Origin of the sequence: Gordonia sp. CPCC 206044, from assembly GCF_048537895.1 — a bacterium.
Taxonomy (GTDB): Bacteria; Actinomycetota; Actinomycetes; order Mycobacteriales; family Mycobacteriaceae; genus Gordonia.
This window is the reverse complement of record NZ_JBCLVL010000018.1, coordinates 72,418-93,381: the sequence shown is the minus strand read 5'-3', so window position 1 is coordinate 93,381 and position 20,964 is coordinate 72,418. Positions and strand designations below refer to the sequence as shown.

The 20,964-nt window shown below is 66.7% G+C and carries 21 protein-coding genes; 3 read left to right on the top strand and 18 right to left on the bottom strand.

Features of this window, described 5'->3' with window-relative positions; all coding sequences use genetic code 11:
- Positions 1-13: 13 nt before the first annotated feature.
- The 17 genes from AAFP35_RS23085 to AAFP35_RS23005 all read right to left on the bottom strand — a co-directional run bounded on the left by AAFP35_RS23085 (position 14) and on the right by AAFP35_RS23005 (position 15,879).
- The gene (locus AAFP35_RS23085) at positions 14-802 is read right to left on the bottom strand and encodes an SDR family oxidoreductase (protein ID WP_419224000.1); all 789 of its coding nucleotides are present in this window, start codon (positions 800-802) and stop codon (positions 14-16) included.
- A 21-nt stretch (positions 803-823) separates the two neighbouring features.
- Positions 824-1,564, bottom strand: coding sequence for an SDR family oxidoreductase (locus tag AAFP35_RS23080; RefSeq protein WP_419223999.1), 741 nt, complete (start codon positions 1,562-1,564; stop codon positions 824-826).
- Positions 1,561-2,364 carry an alpha/beta fold hydrolase gene (locus AAFP35_RS23075; RefSeq protein WP_419223998.1) on the bottom strand — a complete coding sequence of 268 codons (804 nt, stop codon included), beginning with the start codon at positions 2,362-2,364 and terminating at the stop codon, positions 1,561-1,563. The genes AAFP35_RS23080 and AAFP35_RS23075 overlap by 4 nt, the downstream gene beginning before the upstream one ends.
- A 6-nt stretch (positions 2,365-2,370) precedes the next feature.
- A complete protein-coding gene (locus AAFP35_RS23070; RefSeq protein ID WP_419223997.1) occupies positions 2,371-3,372 on the bottom strand; it encodes a VOC family protein in 1,002 nt (333 codons plus the stop codon).
- Between the two features lie 15 nt (positions 3,373-3,387).
- Entirely contained in the window at positions 3,388-4,341 is a 954-nt protein-coding gene (locus tag AAFP35_RS23065; RefSeq protein ID WP_419223996.1) for a PDR/VanB family oxidoreductase, read from the bottom strand.
- Between the two features lie 32 nt (positions 4,342-4,373).
- On the bottom strand, positions 4,374-4,889 hold the full coding sequence (locus AAFP35_RS23060; protein ID WP_419223995.1) for a cupin domain-containing protein: 516 nt from the start codon (positions 4,887-4,889) through the stop codon (positions 4,374-4,376).
- Positions 4,890-4,930: 41 nt separating this feature from the next.
- On the bottom strand, positions 4,931-5,281 hold the full coding sequence (locus AAFP35_RS23055) for a RidA family protein (RefSeq protein WP_419223994.1): 351 nt from the start codon (positions 5,279-5,281) through the stop codon (positions 4,931-4,933).
- A gap of 26 nt (positions 5,282-5,307) precedes the next feature.
- Entirely contained in the window at positions 5,308-6,852 is a 1,545-nt protein-coding gene (locus AAFP35_RS23050) for an aldehyde dehydrogenase (RefSeq protein ID WP_419223993.1), read from the bottom strand.
- Positions 6,853-6,973: 121 nt separating this feature from the next.
- The gene (locus AAFP35_RS23045; protein WP_419223992.1) at positions 6,974-7,795 is read right to left on the bottom strand and encodes an aspartate dehydrogenase domain-containing protein; all 822 of its coding nucleotides are present in this window, start codon (positions 7,793-7,795) and stop codon (positions 6,974-6,976) included.
- Positions 7,795-10,179, bottom strand: coding sequence for a xanthine dehydrogenase family protein molybdopterin-binding subunit (locus tag AAFP35_RS23040; RefSeq protein WP_419223991.1), 2,385 nt, complete (start codon positions 10,177-10,179; stop codon positions 7,795-7,797). The genes AAFP35_RS23045 and AAFP35_RS23040 overlap by 1 nt, the downstream gene beginning before the upstream one ends.
- The gene (locus tag AAFP35_RS23035) at positions 10,176-10,772 is read right to left on the bottom strand and encodes a (2Fe-2S)-binding protein (RefSeq protein WP_419223990.1); all 597 of its coding nucleotides are present in this window, start codon (positions 10,770-10,772) and stop codon (positions 10,176-10,178) included. Before AAFP35_RS23035 ends, AAFP35_RS23040 begins: the two co-directional genes overlap by 4 nt.
- On the bottom strand, positions 10,769-11,584 hold the full coding sequence (locus AAFP35_RS23030; RefSeq protein WP_419223989.1) for an FAD binding domain-containing protein: 816 nt from the start codon (positions 11,582-11,584) through the stop codon (positions 10,769-10,771). Before AAFP35_RS23030 ends, AAFP35_RS23035 begins: the two co-directional genes overlap by 4 nt.
- The gene (locus AAFP35_RS23025) at positions 11,584-12,387 is read right to left on the bottom strand and encodes an ABC transporter ATP-binding protein (protein ID WP_419223988.1); all 804 of its coding nucleotides are present in this window, start codon (positions 12,385-12,387) and stop codon (positions 11,584-11,586) included. The genes AAFP35_RS23030 and AAFP35_RS23025 overlap by 1 nt, the downstream gene beginning before the upstream one ends.
- The gene (locus AAFP35_RS23020) at positions 12,380-13,249 is read right to left on the bottom strand and encodes an ABC transporter permease (protein WP_419223987.1); all 870 of its coding nucleotides are present in this window, start codon (positions 13,247-13,249) and stop codon (positions 12,380-12,382) included. The genes AAFP35_RS23025 and AAFP35_RS23020 overlap by 8 nt, the downstream gene beginning before the upstream one ends.
- 11 nt (positions 13,250-13,260) lie before the next feature.
- Complete coding sequence (locus AAFP35_RS23015) at positions 13,261-14,052, bottom strand: ABC transporter permease (protein ID WP_419223986.1); 792 nt, start codon at positions 14,050-14,052, stop codon at positions 13,261-13,263.
- 6 nt (positions 14,053-14,058) lie between these two features.
- The gene (locus AAFP35_RS23010; RefSeq protein WP_419223985.1) at positions 14,059-15,036 is read right to left on the bottom strand and encodes an ABC transporter substrate-binding protein; all 978 of its coding nucleotides are present in this window, start codon (positions 15,034-15,036) and stop codon (positions 14,059-14,061) included.
- Between the two features lie 294 nt (positions 15,037-15,330).
- Positions 15,331-15,879, bottom strand: a complete 549-nt coding sequence (locus AAFP35_RS23005; RefSeq protein ID WP_419223984.1) for a MarR family winged helix-turn-helix transcriptional regulator — start codon at positions 15,877-15,879, stop codon at positions 15,331-15,333.
- 192 nt (positions 15,880-16,071) lie between these two features.
- Between AAFP35_RS23005 and AAFP35_RS23000 the strand changes: the two genes are divergently transcribed.
- Positions 16,072-17,064, top strand: coding sequence for an XdhC family protein (locus tag AAFP35_RS23000; protein ID WP_419223983.1), 993 nt, complete (start codon positions 16,072-16,074; stop codon positions 17,062-17,064).
- Between the two features lie 172 nt (positions 17,065-17,236).
- Here the strand turns inward: AAFP35_RS23000 and AAFP35_RS22995 are convergent, their stop codons facing one another.
- A complete protein-coding gene (locus AAFP35_RS22995) occupies positions 17,237-18,385 on the bottom strand; it encodes an FAD-dependent monooxygenase (protein ID WP_419223982.1) in 1,149 nt (382 codons plus the stop codon).
- 392 nt (positions 18,386-18,777) lie between these two features.
- On the opposite strand from AAFP35_RS22995, the gene AAFP35_RS22990 reads away from it, so the two are divergent.
- Both AAFP35_RS22990 and AAFP35_RS22985 read left to right on the top strand, forming a co-directional pair.
- Positions 18,778-20,256: a flavin monoamine oxidase family protein gene (locus AAFP35_RS22990; RefSeq protein ID WP_419223981.1), complete on the top strand. Its 1,479-nt coding sequence runs from the start codon at positions 18,778-18,780 to the stop codon at positions 20,254-20,256.
- Positions 20,257-20,299: 43 nt separating this feature from the next.
- Positions 20,300-20,923, top strand: a complete 624-nt coding sequence (locus tag AAFP35_RS22985) for a TetR/AcrR family transcriptional regulator (protein ID WP_419223980.1) — start codon at positions 20,300-20,302, stop codon at positions 20,921-20,923.
- Positions 20,924-20,964: the final 41 nt, after the last annotated feature.

The window sequence follows — 20,964 nt, the reverse complement described above, 5'->3', positions numbered from 1 at the left end:
GCTGTCGGTGCGGTCAGATGTAGCGGGCGACGCCGCCACCCACGTCGATCGACGCGCCGGTGGTGTATCCGCTGAGCGGCGAGAGCAGACCGACGATCGGGAAGGCGACCTCGTCGGCGGTGCCGAGCCGCCCCAGCGCGATGCCACGGTCGGCGGCGATCTCACCGCTCCAGGTCTGGTAATCGTCTGCGGTGCCGGAGTTCTCGAATCGGCGCCGCCACTGGCCGGTGTCCACGAGTCCGAGCAGGACCGAGTTGACCCGCACACCGTCGGCGGCGAGCAGTTCCGACATCGAGTAGGTCAGGTTGAGCAGCGCCGCCCGGGCGGCGGAGGTGACCGCCAGGCGCGGTTCGGGCTGGCGCGACAAGATGGCGTTGACGTTGACCACGGCGCCCACCCCCGAGGCGGCGAGCCACTTGCGGGCCGCCCGGACCACGTTCCAGGAACCGAAGACCTTGAGTTCGAACTCTTCACGGATCTGGTCGTCGGTGGTCTCGTCGAGCGGCGCCATCAAGGACCGGCCGGCATTGCACACGACTCCGTCGATGCCACCGAAGTGCGCGGCGGCACCCTCGACGAAGGTCGTCACCGCCGACGCGTCGGTGACGTCGCAGTCGGCGGCGAAGACCCGGTGTGCGTCGTCGATCCCGTACCCGCGCAGAACGTCGATCAGGCGCGCACGATCGCGGGAGCAGACCGCGAGGTTCGCGCCCTCGGCGAACAGCATGGTCGCGGTGGCCAGGCCCACACCCGAGCTGGCTCCGGTGATCAACACCGTGCGTCCGGCGAGTCCGAGATCCATTGTCGTACCTTTCAGTTCACGTCAGTTCAGGACGAATCCGCCGTCGACCACCAGGGTCTGGCCGGTCATGTAGGCGGCGTCGTCGGAGATCAGGAAGCGCACCACGCCCGCGACGTCGTCCGGGGTCTGTTCACGGTCGAGGACGCGGTTGTCCGCGTACAGCGCGTACCGGTCGGCGGGTACCGTCTCGGTGGCCTCCACCCGCGTCAGTCCCGGGGCGACCGCATTGACCCGGACGCCGTGGGGACCGCCGTCGCGGGCCATGGTGCGGGTCATCGCCATCACCGCTCCTTTGGAGCCGACATAGTGCACCAGCCGCGGTGAGCCGTAGAAGGCGGCATCGGAGGCCACGTTGACGATCGACGAACTGCCATGTCCGGCAAGCTGACCGAAGAAGTGCTTGCTGACCAGCCAGGTGCCGTAGGCGTTCACGTTCAGCACCCGGGCGAAGAACTCCTCGTCGAGTTCCCAGAACGTATCGCCGCCGACGCCGTCGGCGAGTGCGGCGTTGTTGACCAACGCGTGTGCCCCGCCCATGGCGGCAACCTGTTCGGTCAGAGCGACCACCGAGTCCCTATCGGTGATGTCGGTGACGATCGAGGTGACGTCGAGTCCTCGGCCGCGCAGGGTCTTCTCGGCCTGCTCGGCGAGCTCGATGCGCTTCTCGGCGATCACCACCCGGTCACCGTCGGCAGCAAGGGTTTCGGCGATCGCATATCCGAGGCCGCGACCAGCCCCGGTGACCACCACGAGTCGGCTCATCGGACGACCTCTCTCAAGAAGGGCAGGACATGTGCGGCAACGGCATCGGGCCGTTCCTGGACGGCCGCGTGACCGGCGTCGACGACCAGTCCGAGCCGGGCACCGGGGATCGCATCGGCGAGCAACCGCGATTCGTCCACTCCGGTGACCACGTCGTCGGCGCCGACGACGATCAGCGTCGGACGGGCGATGAGGTGCAGCCGAGGGCCGTGATCGGTGGATGCCATGTGGTCGGCGGCAACCGTGTACCCGGGGGTGCGCACCCGCGCCATGTCGGTACGCACGGCCGTGGCGATCGCCGGATCGCACCGCTGCGACACCAGGCGCGGCGCACGACGGTCCGCGAACGCGTCGGCTCCGAGCGTGCGCAGTTCGACGACGCGTTCCCGCATCCCGTCGGCCTTCTGCGGTGATGTCGCCGATCCGCGGGTACTGTCGGCGAGCGTGATCGAACGCACCCGGTGCGGGAATCGCAGCGCCACCGCGGTGGCGATCACACCGCCCCAGGACGTACCGAACAGGTGTGCCGACGGCAGCCCGAGTTCGTCGAGCAGCTCGTCGACGGCGGCATCGAGTTCCACCCGGCCGACCGGATCAGCCGATCGTCCGTACCCGGGTGCATCCCAGCACAGGCTCTGATAACCGTTGTCGGCGAGGATCTCCGCCAACCGGACGCAGGTGCGTGCACTGCCGCCGATACCGTGCATCAGCAGCACCGGGTCACCCGTGCCGCGGATCTCCACACTGATGCCGGCCCGCGATGTCCACCGGGTGACGGCACGCTCGACGGTCGAGGGCATCACGGGTCACACCCCGACCGGGGCGTCGATGTCGATGCCGAGGAAGTAGTCGTCGCGACCGGCGATCACGAGGTCGCGATGTCCGCGGTCGGCGACTCCGGCCATCGCCGAGCGCACGGTGGTGGTGGGCGGCCCGGCGAAGCCCCACTGGTCGGACAGTTCCGGCGTCCGACGCCAGGTGCGGCACAGCCAGGCATCCTCGTCGATCTGGGCAACCTCGGAGGTGTACTCGCACACCAGGTTCGCCGGATCGGTGAAGTAGGAGAAGGTGTTGTCGCCGGGACCGTGGCGTCCCGGCCCCCACTTGGGGGCGATGCCGTGGCGGTGCAGGCTGCCGATCCCGCGCATGAAGTGATCGAGGCTGTTCATCTCGTAGGCGACGTGGTTGATCGACGGCCACTGCGCCTGGTTCAGCGCGATGACGTGATGGTCGGAGTTGCAGCGCAGGAACGACATCTGTCGTTCCGACCAGTCGGAGATGCGCATACCGAGCACCTCGACGAAGAATCGGGTCATCGACTCGATGTCGGTGGTGTTGAGCACCACGTGGGCGATCTTGCGTGGGATGGCGCGACGCCCGGCGGGCTCTTCCGCGGTCACCGCGAAGGTGTCCGCGGACAACTCGATGCAGCGGCCTTCCGGGTCGACGAGTTGCAGACCATAGCCGCCGCCGGCGTCGTCGAGCGGTCCCGGCGTGCGCAGCATGGGGATACCCAGCCGATCCAGGCGCCGTGCGGCGTCGTCGACCTCACGGGGCGTGCTCACAGCGAATGCGATGCGGTCCAAGGCATTCTGTTCGTTGCGCACCAGGCGTAGCACGTGATGTTCGGTCCCGGTCGCCCGCAACCAGAATCGGTCGTCGTCGGCCTCGACGGTGGAGAGTCCCCAGACCTCGTGGTAGAAGTCACGGGAGGCCGCCGGGTCGGGCACCGCCAGGGATACCGAGCGCAGGGCGCGCACGGCGACGACGGGTTCATCTGCGTAACGCATGGGCTGTGGGCTGGTCATGATTTCCTTCTCTGTCTAGAGGTCCAGCACGAGTTCTGCCGACCGGCACCGGGAGACACACGGCAACATGGTGAGTCCAGCGTCGTGTTCGTCGTCGCTGAGGACGAAGTCGCGATGGTCGACGTCACCCTTGATCACCCCCACCTCGCAGGTGCCGCAGATGCCTTCGGTGCACGAGGACTCCACGGGCAGGCCCGCTCCGGTGAGGGCGTCGAGCACCGAGGTGTTCTCGTCGACCGTGATCCGTTCGCCGGTCGACGAGACGACCACGTCGAAGGTCATGTCGTCGCCGGGTGCGGTGACCACCTCGGGCGCCCGGAAGCGTTCGATGCGCAGCCTGTCCGGGTGGGCGAGCGCGTCGCCGCATGCGGTCATCAACGATTCCGGCCCGCAGGCGTAGACGAGGGTGTCGGGCCCCAGCCCGCCGAGCGCCTGCCCGAGATCGAGTTGGGCGCCGGCGTTCTCGTCGAGGACATGCATCGTGACGCGCTCGGCCGGCAGGGCGGCGACCTCGTCCACGAAGGCCATCGTCGTGGTGCTGCGTCCGAGATAGATGAGCTGCCAGGGTTTCCCCGCCGACTCCAGTCGACGCACCATCGAGATCATCGGGGTGATCCCGATTCCCCCGGCGACGAGGACGTGGTCGGTGGCGTCCTCGTCGAGCGGGAAGTTGTTGCGGGGGCCGTCGACCCCGATGAGTGCGCCGACCGGTAGTGCGTCATGGACGTGGGTACTCCCACCGCGCGAGTCCACCGTCCGCAGGACCGCGACGGTCCACTGTGTGCTGTCGGCGGGATCGGAGCACAGCGAGTACTCGCGGACCAGTCCGTTCGGCAGGTGCAGCGCGACGTGTGCGCCGGGCTCCCACGCGGGCAGCGCAGCCCCGGTCGGGTCGACAAGGGTCACGCTGGTGATTCCGTCTGCCTCCCAGCGCTTCTGCTGCACGCGCAAGGTGCGGGTGTCGTCCATGGGATCGCTCCAGTGGTCGGGGTCGGTCGGGGTCAGCGGGTGACGCCGTGCATCTCCGAGCTCGGCGGGTAGGTCGGCAGCTGCGGCTTCGGGGTGCCGATGATGACGCAGAACAGCGCGTCGGTGTCGCCGACGTTGGCGAGGCTGCGCGGCACGCCGGCGGGCACGCGGATCAGGTCGCGGTAGCCGAGCACGCGGGTGGCCTTCTTGGTACCGTCCTCGACGTCGTGCACGGCGACCTCGAGCTGCCCCTCGAGGACATAGAAGACCTCTTCGACGTCGTGGTGGGTGTGCTCGGGTCCGACCGCACCGACCGGCAGTTTCATGTTGGAGAAGGTGAAGTGGTCGGCGGCGATGGTGCGGCCGTCACCGTCGTGGTTGCCGGTGGCGCCGGAACCGATGTAGCGGATCTGGGCGCGGGCGAACCGATCGCCGCCTTTCTCGGCCTGGAACTTCAGTGTGTCCCAGTCCTCGTGGCGGGTGTCTGCGCTCGCGATGCAGGAGTCGATCAAGGTCTCGAGGTCGGTGTGCTGTTCGGTGGTGGTCATGGTGTCGCCTTTCTCCGGGTGGTGGGTGGTGGCAGCCGCGGTCACGGTTGCGGGGTCTTGTGGGCGATGGCCTCGATCTCGACGGTGGCGCCGTACGGGAGATCGGCGACCGCGACGAACGACCGGGCCGGTCGTGGCTCGGCGAAGACGGTTTCGTAGTGCCGGTTCGCCTCGTCACGCAACGAGATGTCGGTGACGAAATACGTTGTCTTCACGACGTCCTCAAGCGTCATGTCGACGGTTCCGAGTCGTTCGGACAGCCGCGCCATCGCGGCCTCGAGGGCATCGCGTCGTCCGGGGACGGCGACGCCGTGCTCGTCGACCGACAGTGCGCCGGAGACGAATCCGAATCCGGCGATGCCGAATGCCGGGCTGTAGGGGTGGGCGTTCATGTCTGCCTTTCCTGATCGCTGACTGCTCACGCGCCGCCGGCCCAGGGCAACGGTGTCCCGGCCATGTCGACGTAGATGCTCTTCTGGTTCATGTAGGACTTGATGCCCTCGCGCCCCTTCTCGGTGCCGAGGCCGGAATCCTTCACACCGCTGAAGGGGGTGGAGATGGAGAACTGCTTGTAGGTGTTGATCCAGACAGTCCCGGCACGCACCGCACCGGCGATCCGCCAGGCCCGGCGGTAATCGGAGGTCCAGATGCCACAGGCGAGCCCGAAAACGGTGTCGTTGGCCTGCTCCACGAGGTCGTCCTCGTCGTCGAACGGCAGCACCACGGCAACGGGTCCGAAGATCTCCTCACGGCAGATGTCGGCGGAGTTGTCGACGCCGGCGATGATCGTCGGCCGATAGTATGCCCCGTCGGCCAGTTCCGGGTTCGACGGAATCTCGCCGCCGCACAACACTGTTGCCCCCTGCGTTCGTGCGGCCTCGACCATCGCCGCGACCCCGTCGCGGTGCGACCGGGTGATCATCGGTGCCACCTGGGTCCGCGGATCGGTGCCCGGGCCCACGCGCAGATCCTCGGTTGCCGCGACCAGCCGCGCCAGGAATCTGTCGTGGATCGAACGCTGGACGAACACCCGAGATCCGGCGATGCAGCTCTGCCCTGACGACGAGAAGACCCCGTAGAGGATGCCCGCCACCGCCTGCTCGATGTCCGCGTCGTCGAAGACGATCGTCGGTGACTTGCCACCCAGTTCGAGGGTGACCGGCATGAGCTTGTCCGCGGCGATGTGGGCCAGATGCCGACCCGTATCGGTCCCGCCGGTGAAGGTCAGCTTCGCCACGTCGGGGTGCTCGGCAAGTGCCTCGCCGACGGTGCGTCCCGGGCCGGGCAGCACCGAGAGCAGGCCGGCGGGCAGCCCGGCGTCGGTGCAGATGCGGGCCAGCAGGAGGGTCACCCACGGCGCCCACACCGGCGGCTTGGCGACCACCGCGTTACCCGCGGCCAGTGCCGGCGCGATCTTCTGCGCATCGGAGGCGATCGGCGAGTTCCACGGGGTGATCGCACCGACCACTCCCATCGGTTCGTGGGTGGCGAACGTGACGTACGGGCCGCGCGACGGAGTGATGGCTCCCTCCATCGTCTCTAGGGCGGCCGCCATGTAGCGGAAGGTGCCTGCTGCGCTCGCCGCGAGTGCACGGGTCTCGGTGAGGGTCTTGCCGGTGTCGGTGGTCTGCAGGACCGCGATGCGTTCGTTGTTCGCCTCGATGCCGTCGGCGATGCGGCGCAGCACCGCGGCCCGCTCGTGGGGCAGCCAACGGTCCCAGCCGCTGTCGGCAACGGCGCGCAATCCCCCGGCGACGGCTTCGTCGACGTCGTCGGGGATTGCCCCGTGCAGCTGCGCGAACACCTCACCCGTGGCCGGGTCCACCGAGGAGATGACTGCACCGCTGCCCTGTCGCCAGTGACCGGCAACGAAGATCTCGTCCAGCAGATCGACGGCGTCGACCAGACCACGCGACGCCTGATCGATGACGATGCCGTCGGCGATTCCGTTGGAGGAGTTCATCTCTCGTGCATTCCCTCTCGTGTGGGCGGCCGGGGTGTTCACCTGCCGTGTAGGTAAGTCTGAGCGCAAAGATATTTAGTGTCAAGATAAATATGTGAATATCTGGTTACCAGGTGGCCGGTCAGCGCCGTGGTTGGCGCTGTCGCACCAGGTCTGCCACGGTTTTCAGGACCGCGAACGGCACCACCGCACTGCTGCGAGGGTTGTCGACGCCGGGGCGGTTCTCTGACACAAACGTGTAGCTGCCGATCGGCCCGTCGGCACGGACCGCGTGTCTGGTCATCGGAGCGGCCGGATCGGCGATGAGCTCGACGACGGTGGTGCCCAGGCCCCCGACCGCGAGATCGACGGCCACGGCGACATTCAGCGATTCCGGGAAGAGCCGGGCGGCTTCGTCCGGCGAGCCGGTGAAGACCTGCAACGACACGGTGGTGGACGCGATCTCGGTCCGCTGTGCGTCGGACATCCAGGGGCGCAGCAGACTGGCCGGCTTCTTCGTCGAGGTGATCGACACCGTGTCCAGTCCCCCGGACGCGAAGGCGGCAGCGAGCATGTCCAGACCTCCGACGGCACCGTTGGTGCAGACGACGCGGCCCGGCCCGGCATCACACAACCGCTTACGCAGGTCGACGTCGGCGAGTGCACCGATCGAGGTCAGCACCAGGTCGCAGCCCGCCTCCACGATCGCGACCGCGTGCTCACGCACCGCGTCCTGTCCGGCACATTCGACGACGACCTCGGTGAGGGCCAATGCGTCCTCGAGCGGCACACACGGTACGGGTGTGCCGTCGCGCGGTCCGCGACCGATCACCGCGCCGAGTGTGGCTCGATCCACCGCTCCCGCGGCCAGCCGCGCCGCGACCACCGCGCCGATACTGCCGTGTCCGAGGACGGCCACCCGCGTGTTCCCGCCCAGACGGCCTCCGGATGTCTGGTCCGCCATCACCTGGCTCCTACCGTCGACAGCGCCTGGTACACCCGCTGCGGACTCATCGGGAGTTCGGTCAGCTGTGCTCCCACGGCGTCGGCGACCGCCTGCGCGATGGCCGGCGCGACCGGCAGCATGCCACCCTCCCCCATACCCTTGGCACCGAACGGTCCCGCACCATGGCCCTGCTCCTGGGTGATGGAGCCGAAGCGTTGCGGGATGTCCTCGGCGAGCGGCACGCGATAGAGCAGCGCCTCGGCATTGAGCAATTCGCCGTTCTCGTAGCGCATCTCCTCGAACAGCGCCTGGGCGAGACCGAAGATCGCGGCGCCCTCGTCCTGACCGCGACAACCGATCTTGTTGATGACCTTGCCGGCGTCGCCGCTGACCACGAGTTGGCACACCTGTACCCGCCCGGTCTCGACGTCGACCTCGACCTCGGCGGCGGCCCAGCCGATCTCCCAGAACACACACGGCGCCTCCAGCGGAGCCCGGTGGTCATTGCGGGCCTTGTAGAAGCCGTCCGCGGAGAACTCGAATCCGGTGTTGCCGAACACCTCCATGATGCGGCCGAACAACGGGTACACGTCACCGTCGGCGGTGTGCACCGCCCAGTCCGCCAGCACTGCGGTGGCCGGGTCGAAACCGAATTGTCCAGCCGCCCATTCCAGTACCTGGCGCCGTAGGTTCTCGGCCGCGCTGCGTACCGCGTGCCCCATCACCGCGACCCCGGAGCTGGCGTTGGTGCCCTGATCGAAGGGGGTGTTTTCGGTGTCGATACGGGCGTAGGTGACCCGCTCACGGGAGGTGTGAAGGACCTCGGCGACGATCTGACACATCGCCGAATGGCCACCCTGCCCCATCTCGGTGAGCGCACAGTTGACGATCACGTCGCCCTTGGAGGTCGCCTTGACCCGGGCCATGGCCGGCTTGTTGATGCCGCCGCCGTCCTTCACCCCGACGGCAACGCCCATCCCGCGGCGCACCGGTCCCGATTCGGCGCGGCGCGGACGCTGGTGGTAGCCGATCGCGTCCGCGACCACCCGCATCCCCTCGGCGAGGTCGGAATCGATGCCCGATTCGCCCGGCACGAACTCCTCGCCGAGCGCCTTGAGGTTCTTCAGCCGCAGCTCATACGGGTCCATACCGAGGCGTTCGGCGATGAGGTCGACCTGCCGTTCACTCGCCCAGGTGGCCTGGGTGCCACCGAATCCGCGCATCGCGCCGGCCGGCACGGTGTTGGTGGTGACGACCTGACATGCCGACTCGATGTGGCTCCACCGATAGGCACCGGGCATCCGGTAGCCGGCCTTCTCGGCGACCGCCGGACTGTGTTCGGCGTAGGCGCCACCGTCGAGCAACACCAGCGATTCGCGGGCGACGAACGTCCCGTCCGCCTTGACCCCCGCTTTCACCACCAGCTTGGCTGCGTGCTGGGAGACGGTCAGGAAGACCTCTTCGGTGGTCATCGCGAACCGAACCGGGCGTCCCCCGCACAACTGCGACAGCCGGATCGCGACCGGATCGGCCTTGGGCCCGTTCTTGCCGCCGAAACCACCGCCGAGCAGAGGCACCTGGACGCGAATCCTGTTCTCCGGCACCGTGAAGATGCGCGACAGTTCCTTGCGCAGATTGAACGGGCTCTGCGTCGAGGTCCAGACCTCGATCTCGTCGTCGGTCGCCTCCGCCACGGTGACGAACGGCTCGAGATGCATGTGGTTCATCCGCGAGTACCGGAAGGTGTCCACGAAGACATGGTCACACTCATCCCACACCGCGGGATCGCCTGTCCGGTAGCGGAACTCGTAGGGCACGTTGGGACGCGGTCGCAACACCGCCGACGCGCCGTCGCCGTATCCCGGCACCACACCGAACGGCGGTTCCGGGTGGATCTCCGGTGCCCCATCGGCCAGCGCTGCATCGACGTCGAACACCGCGGGCAGCAACTCGTACCGCACGTCGAGCAGATCAAGCGCCTCGAGGGCGGTGCGCTCGTCGACGGCGGCCACCGCGGCGACGATGTCCCCCACGTAGCGGACCGTGTCCATCGCGACCGTGGGCTGGTCCTTGACCATGGTGCCGTACGGCTGCAAGCCTTGCGCCTCGTCACGTGTCAGGACCGCATGCACGCCCGGCAGTACACGCGCTGCGGAGGTGTCGATGGAGACGATCCGCGCGTGCGCGTGCGGGCTGCGCAGTACCTTGGCGTGCAACATGCCGGCACGCGCCACGTCGGTGCCGTACACCGCTTTGCCGGAGACCTTGACGTGCGAATCGGCGCGCGGCAGGTCACGTCCGTGGATGCGGTGGTCCGGGTCCACGGTGGGCAGCTCGTGAACCACGTATCCGCCGCGACGATCCGGCGTAACGGTGTGTTCGAAGGATTCCACGACGGTCATCGGACGGCGCCTTGCACGGTGGCCTCATCACCACACGCGCAGTCGACACCACACGGTGATGTCACACGCGCGATGTCGGCAGCACGCTCGACCGATTCGAAGATCATCTCGTACCCGGTGCATCGACAGGTGTTCGACGAGATCCAGTCCCGGATCGTGTCGCGGTCGGGGTCGGGATTGCGGCGCAGCAGGCCGGTGGTGAGCATCAGCATGCCCGAAGTGCAATAGCCGCACTGGAATCCGCCGCACTCGGTGAAGCCCTTCTGGGCGGGAGAGGGAGTACCGTCGCGACCGGTGAGACCTTCCACCGTCTCCACCTCGGCGCCTTCGACGGCAAAGGCGAACGTCGAGCAGGCGGCCACCGGCTCGCCGTCGATCAGCACGGTGCAGGCGCCGCACACGCCGCGTTCGCAGGAGGCGCGAACGCCGCGGCAGCCGAACTCGTCGCGGAGCACGCCGAGAAGGGTGGCGTTGGAGGCCACCCGGGTGGCCTGACGTGTCCCGTTGAGGACGAACTCGACCGTTGGTTCGAGTTCGCCGTCGATGTCCGGACCGCCGTCGACCATTCCGTTGTCGAGGTCACATTCACTCATCGTTGCTTCTCCTCTCCGGCCCGACGCAGTAGCCGGCTCGCCAACACCTGCGCCAGGTGGCGTCGGTATTCGGCCGATCCGTTGTAGTCGGCGCAGTCATCGGGCAGTTGCGCGGCGAGCCGCCCACTGACCGAAGCGATGTCGAGATCTGCGAGATCGTCGACGCCGGTCTCGGTTCGGAGGGTGAATCCACGCCGGTACTCCGAACCGCTGACTGCACAGATGACGAGTTCGCCGGTGTCGGCTCGTCGGATGGCCATTGCCAGGGTGGTGATCGGCCTCAGGGACCGTTCGTAGCCGAACCAGACCAGGGTGCTGGTGTCGATGTGGACGCCGAGGAGCAGCCGACCTGTCTGATCGGTGTCGTGGCCAGCCTCGAGCGCCCCGAGCATCAGTGGCATCTCGTATCGATGCCGGCCGGCCCGTAGGTTGCCGCCGAGAGTTCCGGTGTAGCGGATACGCACCGTGGCAATGGAATTCCATGCGGCGGCGAATCCCGGGAGCGTCGCTTCGACCAGCGGATGACAGGATCCGCGATGGTGGGTGACCGTCGCGCCGATCCGTAGCAGAGCACCTTGACGGCTGATCTCGCCGAGTTCGGCGACCTGGCGCAGCGATATCAACCGCTGGACCTGCTCCCCCTCACGCATCCGCGCGATGAGATCCGAACATCCGGCCGCGACCGTCGCGTCCGGATGCTCCGCGACCAACGCACATGTCTCGGTCACCCCGGTGGGTCGGTGCAGCCGAAACGGCGCCGCGGCCGACTGATGTTGGGCGAGCAGGCCCGCCCCCAGTGCCTGCGTACGCATCAGGTGTTCCCGGCCGCCGAGGACTCCGCCGAACGGAGCAGCTTGGTTACGTGCGCCCGGATCTCCACGAACGCCGGATCCTCCTTGGTCTCCACCTGATCACGCGGATGCGGCAGATCGACCTCGATGACCTCGGCGACCACACTCGGCGGCTTGGACAGCACGATGATGTGGTCCGCGAGATAGACGCTCTCGTCGATGTCGTGGGTGACCACCAGCACGGTGATACCCAGGCGCTGCTGGATGGTCAGCAGAAGGTCTTCCAGGTCGGCACGGGTCTGGGCATCGACCGACGCGTACGGCTCGTCCATCAGCAGCAGCTTCGGGTGACATGCCAGTGCGCGAGCAATCGCCACGCGCTGCTGCATGCCGCCGGACATCTGCCACGGGTACAGCTTCTCCTTGCCGGCCAGGCCCACGGCATCGATGGCCTCGTGCACGCGTGCGGACCGTTCGTCGGACTTGAGGTGCCGCAACGGGAATGCCACGTTCTTGTCGACCCGCATCCATGGGAACAGAGAACGCGAGTAGTCCTGGAACACCATGGACAGCCCGTCGGGGACACCGGTCACCGGCTCGCCGTTGAACTCGACCGTCCCGGACGTCGGGGCGTCCAGGCCGCTGATCATGCGCAACAGAGTGGATTTGCCACAACCGGACGGACCGACGATCACACTCACCTTGCCTGCGGGTACCTGTGCGCTCACCTCCCGAACGGCGAGGTTGTCCCCGTAGCGCCGCGAGACCGCGTCCAGTGTCAGTTGGGCGGAGGTGGTGGTGGGCTGTTCTGCGATGCTAGTCATGCTGGGCTGTAGCTCCTCGATGCCAGGCGAGCGCACGCCGCTCGACCGCCTTGAAAACGATGTTGAGTAGCACGCCGAGAACGGCGAGCACGATCAGGACCGCCCAGAACCCCGTGTAGTCGAAGTTCCGTTGGGTCTGCACGAGCAGGTAGCCGAGACCGTTCTCGGATTTCTGCAACTCGGAGATGATCATGATGATCAGTGACAACGACATCGCGGTGCGGATGCCGGCGAACACCTTCGGCGCGGACCCTGGAAGGATGATGTGCGCCAACGCATCTACACGGTTGATCTTGAAGATGGCTGCGGCCTGCATACGGCCGGTCCCGATGCTCTGTACACCGTCGATCGTGTTGAGCAGGATCGGCCACACCACGCTGAATGCGATCAGGAAGATCTTCGGGCTGTCGCCGGTACCGAACAGAAGGAAGAACACCCCCAGCAGGGCCGGGCTCGGCAGCGACCGGCCGAGGTGGATGAGGGGTGCGAACAAGGCCGTCAGCACGCGGCTCATCCCGAGCAGGATGCCCAAGCCCATACCCGCCACGATGGCCAGCGTCAGACCCGCCATCGCACGTCCCAAACTCGGCAGCAGGTCGTCGTAGAATGCTTCCCCGAGAAAGAGTTTCGCCGGATCCGAGCTGAAGAAGTCGGTGAAGACACGCGCAAGCGCGTCGCCGGGCGGTGCCACGAACAGTCCCGATGTCGGCGACTGCGACAGGGCATACCAGCCGATGATCAGCAACGCCGGGACGATGATCCGTAGCCCGGCCCGGCCGGCGAAACGCTGATAGGCCCGGACGCGCCGCGGTGCAGCGGGGGTGGACGTCGGCCGACCGGTCGCGACCGCCACTTGATCCATTTGCGCGAGAGTCACTGCGCCAGTCCCTTCTTCCATCCGAAGGCCTTCTTGTCGACGACGGCGAACAAGGCGCTCACGGCCACTCCGAGCACTCCGGCGGCCAGAGTGGCCGCGTACACCATGTCGAGATCGGTGGCGTTGGCGCTGTTCACCAGGATGTAGCCGCCGATGCCCTGACCGTTGCCGATGAGCAGTTCGGCGCTCACGGCCACGATCAGACCGATCGACGCCGACACCCGGATACCGGTGAAGGCGAACGGGAGTGCGCTCGGGATCTTCACCCGGGCGAGGACCCCGAGGCCGCTGATGCCGAAGGTGCGGGCGGTCTGCACGGCGGTCGCGTCGGTGCCGCGCACGCCGTACAGCGTGTTCAGCAGGATCGGCCACACGCACGACAGCGCAACCGTCAACGACAACGGGAGCATCCCGGACCCGAACAGCAACACCAGAATCGGTCCGACGGCCACCGATGGGAGGACACGGAACACCTCGACGGGCAACTCGAAGGCCACGAAGACCTTCGAGAACGCACCCATGAGCCCACCCAGGAGCACACCCGCGACTGCGGCGATCAGAACGCCCAACAGCCACTCACGCAGTGTGAACCCCACGGCATCCCAGAAGGTGCTGTCTCCCAAGAGGTCACCGACACTGCCGAGGACCGTGGACGGGATCGGCAGTCCCGGCTTGTCGATCAGCCCTGAGCGGAGCACAACCTCGGCCACGACCGCCGTACCGACGGTACCGATGACGCCATAGCCGATCACCGCCGCACGACTGAGGGGCTCAGTGTTGAACTGCACGACAGATCAGTCCCTGGGCAACTGGTAGAGGTACTTGCTGATGTCCAAGTCGCCGGGAACCAGCCCCTGGTCCTTGAGCATCGTGGCGACCTTCTGCAATGCCTCGACATCCATGGCCGAAGAATAGGTCGGCATCACCATCGTCTGGGCAACGTCCGCAGGCACCTTGGCCACGTTCGGAATCCAACCGCGAACCTGCTGCTCGTTTGCGCTCATCTCGCGGCCGGCGGCGTAGATCGCCCTCGCGAATGCCGCAGTGGTATCGGGATTCTTGGCTACGAACTGATTGCCCGCCACGAAGATCGATGCCGCCAGGTTTTCGTTGGGCCCGTTTGTCAGGTCGACGACTCGTCGCATTCCCGCTTTCTCGGCCGCCGACCAGAACGGCTCCGGGGTGTAGCCCGCCTCGATCGAGCCCGCCTGCACGCCGGACACCATCTCGTTGAACGGCACCTCCACCCAGTTGGGTTTGACGTCCTTGTTCTGCGACTTGGCAAGGTTCGCGAACGTCACGTCGCCGATGTTTCGGGTGGTGTTGGTGCCCACCGTCTTTCCGTTCAGGTCGTCGATCGTCTTGATCGGCGAATCGTCCTTGACGAACACCGCGCCGCTGCCCTCGCCGAGCGATGCGGTGAAGGCGACATCGGTGATGGGGGCACCCTGGGCCTGCGAGATCGACGCCGAGATGGTGTTGGCGATGGCGTAGTCGAGCTCGCCCGACGCCACTTTCTGGATGCCGATCGGCCCGCCCTGGATGGGTTCGAGGGTGACCTTGAGCCCTTCCTTCTCGAACAGCTTGTGCTCATCGGCCCAGTACACGGCGCCGTAGTCGGCCAGCGGCAGCACGCCGACGGTGATGTCGGTGGCCTCGAGTGCACCGTCGGTCTTCGCGGCAGCGGGCTCGCTGGGACTCCCACCACACGCGGACAGGACCAGGGCACTGCCGGCGGCGACCGCCGCCAATGCGACGCGGATTCGTTTCATGGGCTGGTTTCTTCCGTTCGTTCTCGACAGCGGGTGCCCAACACATCTGAGCACCAAGCATCTTTGGTGTAAGAGAGTGTGCCTGTCTTTGCGCAAAGAGGTCAACGTTTTCGAGAACTTTGCCGAGATGATTTACATACGGGTTACGCAAGTGGCACAGAAGGAAACACCTTCGAGGCCGGCGTGATTCGATCGGCTCGTGGTCAGCACCAGAAACGACAAAGGCCGGGGCGATCTCGATGTGCGAGTCCCCGGCCAGTCCGGCATCGATACGCCGGCGGTTGAGCGTCGACGTCAGGCGCTCTCCACGCCGTCGACCAGTTCGGGATCGCCGCTGGCCCGCAGCGAGCCCTCCAGTCGGTAGAGCAGCTCGGCGAGTTGCTTGCGATCGCGAGCCGACACTCCCTGCAGAAGTCGATCGAGGATCGCGAAATGCGCGTCGGCAACCTCGTCGACCAGTTCCTTCCCGTCCCCGGTGAGCGATACGTACACCACCCGCGCGTCATGTTCGTCTCGCTCGCGCAACACGAGCCCGGCTGCCTCCAACCGATTGACGCGCAAGGTCAGCCCACCGGTGGTGACCAGGGTCTGCTTGGCCAGTTCACCGGCGGTGCGGCGATAATCCGGCTCCGCGCGGCGCAGGCAGGCGAGAACATCGAAACCGGCCTCGTTGATACCGAAGCTCTCGAAGCCGGCGTTGATCTCCGCCCGATAGAGCAGATAGCTGCGATGCAGGCGACCGAAGACCTCCATGGCCGCGACATCGAGTTCCGGGCGCGACACCGCCCAGCCGCCGATGATGTCTGCAACCCCGTCGTCGAATCGGGTCGAGGACTTCGCCATTGGCCACTCCCATCGATCGGCCACTCCCCGCGGGTGGCCCAGGTGCCGTGCAGGCACGCATCGGGCGCGCCACTCGGAGATACCTTAGCGCAAAACTTATGTAGGATCACGGTATCCCGCCAGTGTGTCGACCTCAGCCCAGGACTGCCACCGACATCGGAGACCACCGGCAACGTGCGAAAGTGACCCGAGATGGACAGTCTTCTCCGAACCGCCGAGCCCGTGCTCGCCGAAGCACTGGAGATATGGCTCGCCGGCGATGCATGCGCGCTGGCCACAGTCGTCGCGACCCACGGTTCCACGCCGCGCCGACCGGGCGCGATGCTGATCGTGCGCGAAGACGGCAGCGTCGTCGGCAGCATCTCCGGAGGTTGCGTCGAGGGCGCCCTGTACGAGAGCGCGTTGGAGGTATTGTCCACCGGCGTCGCGCGAATCGAGAACTACGGACCCGACGGTGACCTGTTGGCGCCCGGTTTGACCTGCGGCGGCTCAATGTCGGTCCTCGTCGAACGACTCGACCGCGCATCGTTCCCGATCCTCGGGGAGATCTGCCAAAGACTTGTCGACGGTGAGGGTTCCGCGTTCCGCACTACGCTCTCCGACGACGCCTGTCGGCACACTGTGGTCGATCCCGACGGCACCCCGACCGGCCTACTGAACAATGGCGATGTCCTGCGTGTGTTCACACCGGCACCACGAATGGTGGTCGTCGGATCCACCGACTTCGCCGCCGAGGTCTCGGCACTCGGCGCTCGGATGGGTTATCACGTGACCGCATGCGACGCCCGTCCGGTGTTCACCACCGCCGCACGCCTGCCCGGCGCACATCAGGTCGTCTGCGAGTGGCCCTCGGACTACGTTGCCCGGGAACGTGACTCAGGACGATTCGATGCGCGATCGGTGTTCGTGGTGCTGACCCACGACCCCAAGATCGACGTGCCCGTCCTGATCGAATGTCTCGACGACGCACGATGGGATGTCGGACCGTTCTATGTCGGCGCGATGGGGTCGAAGCGCGCCGACACCCGCCGCCGTCGAGAGTTGCTCTCCGCCGGCCTGACCAACGAACAGTTGATACGACTTTCGAGTCCCATCGGCCTACCGATCGGCAACAGCGGACCCGTCGAGACCGCCGTCTCGATCGCCGCCGAACTGGTCACGCACGAGGCTCAGCGACGCGCCTGACGCAGACGCAGGTCGCCGATCGAGCAGACAACAGATGCCGGACCGCCGATCGGGCGGCCATTAGTCGAACGACCGTCGGGATCACTTTCCCCGCAACAGAAGTGATCCCGCCATCAGCCGCTCTGCCGGCGCCTCTGACCTGCTCGACCAGCAAGTGGACGGTCAGCCTGGATCAGGGCAAACCGATCGGCTCGCCGAGCGGTACGGTCATCGCGTCGTAGCCGTACACCCAGTCGCCATTACCCGCGGTCTTCAGCCACTCGTTGCCGCGTGAGCCACGTTGGATCTCGGAGGTTCGACCCAACCGGGTGTCCTGATAGGTGCGCACGGCGGCCTCGACATCGGACCCGGACCCAAGGCACCGAGCCAGCACGACGCCATCCTCGATCGCCTGACCGGCGCCCTGTGCCATGAACGGCATCATCGGGTGGCAGGCGTCGCCGATCAGGACGGCGGATCCGTTCGTCCACTCCGACAACGGATTGCGCACGTACAGTGCCGACTTCATGACGTCGTCGCACGCACCGAGCAGTTCGCGGGCCTCCGGATGGAAGTCACGATAGATCTCCCGGAGTTCCTCGATCCGCCCCGGCGTCGTCCACGACTCCTCGGTCCAATTCGACTGAGCGACGGTTGCGAAGACGAAGATCTCCTTGCCCCGGTTCAGCGGAAAGGTGACGATCTGGGTGTCGGCGTCGGGCCCCCACCATTTCGTGAAGCTGTCCATGTTCGGGAGGTGGGCGACCTTCTGTGCATCCACCACCGCCCGGAACGCGACAACCCCTGTGAAGGTCGGGTGTTCGGCACCGAACATGGCCGTCCGTACGCGAGAGTGGATGCCGTCGGCGCCGATCAGTACATCGCATTCGTGACGGGAACCGTCATCGAACACCAATGTGGTCCGCTCACCGAACCCGACCGAATCGACCCGACGACCCATGCGCATCCAGGTGTCGGACACCTCGGCGCGCAGCGCCGACATCAGGTCGCCTCGATGCAAGGTGAGCTGCGGTGCGCCGTAACGAATCTCCGCTTCTGCTCCCATCGCGATACGGGAGGTCTCCGCACCGGTGTCCCACGTCCGGCTGATCCGGAACCGGGGCTTCGCACCGCTCGACCGCAGCGAATCACCGAGCCGTCGTCCACCCACAGCGTCGAGCGCCCGCACCGCGTTCGGTGTCAGGTTGATGTCCGCACCGACTCGCGAGAACTGTGCCGTCTGCTCGAACAACACCGGCTCGATGCCGACCGACCGCAGCGCGATGGCAGTCGCAAGGCCTCCGATACCGGCACCGACGATTGCGACATCTCCCGAGATCATCGCGCGGCACACTTGTGCGTGTCCGCGGTCACCCAGCGTGTTGTTGTCATGACACTCCCTTGCGTGGTCGAGATCGGGTCCTAGGTCCCTGATCACTCAGTTTCTTACCGCTAAGCTAATCGGCACCCTCGGTGCGGTCAATGACTTCGTCCGGGTTGTTCACACACTCGCAACGCTCCCCCAACCCCGCGGCTCAACCGGCGCGGCAGGCTCGGCGTCACCCACTGCCAAACGTGACCCGGCACGACACGAGCCCTGAATGGAGACACAGAACACATCACCTGTTACCATGCCGTTACTTCAGGTCAGATGACCTAAACATGCGGTGACTAGCGTTTCGTTCTACCCACCCGCGGACTCTCGCAGTCCCTTGCCAGGATCGGAAAGCCTCCATGAGCCAAGACTTCTCACGTCGCACGTTCCTCGGTGGAACCGTCGCCGCGGCCGGTGCGGTCGCCGGCGCCGGCCTGATCGGCGCCGGTCCCGTGTCAGCCGCGCCGCGTGGCACGACCGTGGATGCGATCGTCGTCGGTGGTGGGTTGTCGGGCCTCGCCGCGGCCAAGACCTTGACCGCATCGGGAGCTTCGGTTCTCGTCCTCGAGGCCCGCAACAGAGCGGGTGGACGCGTCCACAACATCCGATCCCCGAAGAAGGGGGCCGTCCTCGACGCGGGCGCCGAGTTCATCGGCCCCACCCAGAACCACATCGCCGCGCTCGCCCGCGAGTACGGCGTGCCGACGCTGAACACCTACAACAAGGGCGACAGCATCTTCTGGAACAGCGGCACCGCGCACCGGATGACGGCCGACGTCCCGCTGCCGCTGGTCCCGGCGACGGCCGAGGCAGGACCGGCACTCGCACGTGCGCAGGCCGACGCACTCGCGGGCTTCCCTGTCGGCGAGCCGTGGAAACACCCCAACGCCCGTTACCTCGATTCGATCACCTGGAAGCAGTACACCGACCAGATCGTGTCCTCCCCCACCGCCAGATCCTTGGCTGCGGTTGCGATGTCGGCGGCGGTGTCGGTACGGCCGGACGAATTGTCGGCGCTGTACTACCTGAACTACATCGCAGCTGCCGGCGACGAGAACAACCCCGGCACACTGATCCGACTGCTCAGCACAGACGGCGGCGCACAGGAGAAGCTCTTCGACGGCGGCGCCGCGCTCATCCCGCTGCGGATGGCACGCTCACTCGGCAGTCGCATCGTCTACAACGCCCCGGTCCGCTCGATCGGCTGGTCCGGCGGCGTGGCTCGGGTGACCAGCGACGCAGGCACGTTCACCGCGCGCAAGGTCATCGTCGCGATGTCGCCGGCGATCAGTGGCCAGATCCGCTACGAACCCGGGCTGTCCGCCGCACGTCTGGGCTTGACGCGCGGCTACCACATGGGGGCGATCAGCAAGTTCTCGGCGCTGTATCGAAGGCCGTTCTGGCGCGACAAGGGGCTGTCCGGTCAGGTCTACGGCAACGGCCGCCCGATCGACGTCACCTTCGAGAGCTACGCCGGGGGAGACCACATCCTCATGGGGTTCATCTCCGCGGACGCGATGCGCAGGCTCGATCACGCACCGGAGAGTCAGATCGTGCACGAGTGCATCGAGAACTTCGTCGACTACTTCGGGCCGGAGGCTCGCGACCACATCGACCACGGCATCTTCAAATGGGATCTGGAACCGTGGTCGCGCGGTGGCCCGGTCGCCGTGAGCCGGCCCGGAACGCTCACGAAATACGGTCCGGCACTGCGTGAACCCGTCGGACCGATCCACTGGGCAGGCACCGAGACGGCCGACTACTGGACGGGATACATGGACGGTGCGGTGCGATCGGGCAAACGTGCGGCGCGAGAGGTCCTCACCGAGCTCCGCTGACACACCATCGTCAGCGGCGTCAGACGCGAACCGAGGAACCATCATGGCCCGAATGCCTGTCGAGAAGCGGCGAGAACTGCTGCTGGACGCTGCTTTCCGTGTGATCGCGAACGCCGGGGTGGACGGTGCGACGACCCGCGCCATCAGCGCCGAAGCCGACGTCACCTTGTCGACGTTCCATTACGTCTTCGACTCGCGAGAGGAACTGCTCACCGCGTTGGTCCAGCGCGGAATCGACTCGGAGCTCGGCGTCATCGAAGCCGCCCTCCGAGCGGGGACGGCCGCACCCACCAGGGGTGCAACGGGGGTCGTGACGACGTTGCGGACAGCATTGTTCGGCTACATCGACGCTCTCGTCGCCGACCCCGAGCGTGAGCAGGCGATGATCTCGCTCAACCAATATGCGCGCCAGACCACGGGACTCGCCACATTGGGCGCCGAGATGTACCGCCGGTACTACGCCACCATCGCCCGCGGTCTCGAGTCGGCCGCGGCCCAGTCCGACGTCACCTGGGATCAGGCGACCGCCGACCTCGCACCGCTGGTGGTCGCCGCCACCGACGGGATCACGTTGGCCTACCTGAACACCCGCGATCGCCGCATCTGTGAACGCATCGCGGAGGCCACCGTCACCGTACTGGCCGACCACATCACTTCACCGCACTGATCACCGCGGCAGACCACACCCGCCGCGCACTCACAGGGGGA